The 2,723-nt window shown below is 32.8% G+C and carries 3 protein-coding genes; 1 reads left to right on the forward strand and 2 read right to left on the reverse strand.

Features of this window, described 5'->3' with window-relative positions; all coding sequences use genetic code 11:
* Positions 1-323: 323 nt before the first annotated feature.
* Complete coding sequence (locus QM491_RS25420) at positions 324-545, reverse strand: hypothetical protein (RefSeq protein WP_283330394.1); 222 nt, start codon at positions 543-545, stop codon at positions 324-326.
* 137 nt (positions 546-682) lie between these two features.
* Complete coding sequence (locus tag QM491_RS25425) at positions 683-1,123, reverse strand: hypothetical protein (RefSeq protein WP_283330395.1); 441 nt, start codon at positions 1,121-1,123, stop codon at positions 683-685.
* 1,408 nt (positions 1,124-2,531) lie between these two features.
* Between QM491_RS25425 and QM491_RS25430 the strand changes: the two genes are divergently transcribed.
* The coding region (locus tag QM491_RS25430; RefSeq protein WP_283330396.1) for a hypothetical protein at positions 2,532-2,723 on the forward strand (192 nt) is incomplete at its 3' end.

A 2,723-nucleotide genomic window follows, 5' to 3' on the forward strand; every position in this document is an offset into this window, starting at 1 on the left:
AGCTAGCTCAGTTTTGGCGAATCTAAACGCCTGTCGCTTCGGCGATCCGATCTATATTCCATCGATGCATGTAGCTATGACATATTTCCCAAGCTTCCTTAGCTGATTCTACAGGCAATAAGGTTAATAAATAGAGTGGTGACTGATAGTTTTTGGTATCTCTTACTATTACTAAAGATAAGTTAATGTCTTCAAAACTAGGGTGTTGTACTTGAGCCCAAGCAATAGAAATACTCTTGAGAATCTTTCTCTGAGAATCGAGTACATTTTTTTTACTTCTGGCTTTAAAAGAGCGCGCTAGAAGATGGGTTTGCTTTTTACCTTTAGTTGAGTGGATAAGTATTCTTCCATCGAACTAGGAAATCTTGTTCGAAGTTCGTAAACCGCAGCGGCGGCCGCCACTCGATGGTCCACTCATTAGCATAACCACGGTCAAGCACATGTAGGATGCCTTTTCCTACTTGTTTTTGTAGTTTTTCTAGCATCCGAAAAATAATGTTTCGACCATATTCCTTGTATTTACCTCTGGTAGTCCACCAACTCATTTGACACACACTTACAGATTCACCCAAAGCTGAGAGCAACGTACTTGTCCAATGATAACCAGGAACACAAATACATTTACTAGGGGGAGAATAGTAGCCTTTTTTAATCCTTGTTAGTCGTTTTGCTTTTGAGCTTTCTACACTACAAAGTCCCTCCAAAACCAAGATTCAGCCTTTTCTAGCCGACTATCATCCCAAAGCATTAGCGGGCGTTTCCCTTGTTTTACTAATGATTCAAGCCTTTTTCGAGTTTGATTAAAGAGAAAATTGTCAATAATGGCAGATGTCCACTTTTGGGAGCGTAACAGATTACTGATGCGCTTTGTCCCAGCGGGAGCATGTGCAAAACCACAAACATATCCTCCTAACTCGCTAAGCAATAAGCCCATAGAGTTGTGTCGATGCAATAAAATGGCAACTATTAAATCGTAAAAAGTGCGAACTAAACGCTTATCCAGAACAGAATCTAAGGATAATTGAACGTCTGAAAGATAAAGATCAAGTTTATGAAGAAGTAAATGAGAGAGTCTTGACTTACTAGATTTTATGTCATTATTTTGTAGAAATGCTTTATGCATAGAAACCTCCTGTTTGTTTGTGTTTGTCGTGATTCACAAAATAAACAAGGAGGTTTCTTTTTTTAAAGTTCTCCCGAAAAATTCGGTTCATGGTAAAATTCCTGATGGCGAGCCTCTATATGCAAAGCGTTAGGTCTCTACTGGTAATATGCTGTAAAATTTTCATAATCAAACAGACTACAAGTGTACTGCTTAACTGATAATGAAAACATTGAATTAGCATCAAAATAGCTAATTAAGATCTAAAAGTAGTTTTCGTTTGGGGGTAAATTCTATAATATGTGAACGTTCGTTAGATAATAAGTCTGAATTGTATAGTCAGATAAATGAAAAACATTCTGAGTTTATAATAATAATTATGTGAAATTTAGAAGTGAGCTTTTAGTAATTCATTTGTCCAACCATATCTCTTCAATATTGTACCCTTCTAATACACGTTTTAAGGAGTTTTGCAATTGAATATCAAATTTTAGAACCTAAACTCTTTAGATATTACTGGTATCTATAAAGAGTTACCTTTTCTTAAAGGTAGATTTAATACCATAGCAAAAAATCAATTATTTAAGTGAACTAATTAACAATAGAGCTAGACGGAGTTTGCCTGGATGAGATATTTTCAGACTCAAAATGAAGAATAATTTAAAATTTTATATAAAATCTAAGCTGTTGCATTGTTATTAGTAATCAAGATAGGAATAATAAAAAGAACCCTACATCACTATGTAATGTAGGGTATTTTAAAAGTGTTGAACTATTTGTTAGGCGCTCAAATACTCTTCATCTAAGCCTGAAACAAAGTTATGTTTTTTTATGGTATTATTAAAATTTTTTGAAGTTTAATATAAAGAAATTTATAGTTAATATTATGAACATGCGATTTAATGTAATGAAATTGCAAATAGATATCTTCAAAAACACTTTCGTCTTGATGTAAATACTAAAGTCTTACTCATAATTAATAGTAAGAATCAGTAATAATAATGTCTAAAATATATAAATATTTCAAATGTTGAGATAGATTTCCTGATTTTAGAGATTGAAAAAGACCACTAAGTATTTATAGATTTTTCTTATTAAATACTACTTTGCTTCAGGGACGAACGACAAAGCAGGATCATCATTAAACCTTTTACGTTGGGTTTCACCACGAACAATCAAAGAAAACTTTGTATCACCGACAGATTATAAGTATCCATTCTTAGCTGAATAAGGATATAGGTAAATATTTTAATTAAAATCCTCATTTTTTCATTAAGGTGAGGATTTTTTAATTTGTATTATTGTCAGTTCTTTTTGCACCTAAAGAAGTTCTATTTGGGTTAAATCATTTGAGTGTTTAATACTAGGTAAAAAACTTTCAATAGTATAAATCTACAAATCAACGACTTATAAAAAACTTTTAAAAATAGTGTCAAAAAGATTTGGAAGGTTGGGAATAAAGTGGGAATTTTGCACTCCCAAACGACGAGAAAGGAGTTGTGGCGAAGAAAAGAAGTTGAGAGTTGCGAAAATAAATTTCAAAAAATATTTTCAAAAACATTTGGAAGTTAAGAATAAAGCTACTAATTTTGCACTCCCAAACAACGGGAAGCGGTTAAAT

The organism is Flectobacillus longus (assembly GCF_030056705.1).
GTDB classification, from domain to species: Bacteria; Bacteroidota; Bacteroidia; order Cytophagales; family Spirosomataceae; genus Flectobacillus; species Flectobacillus longus.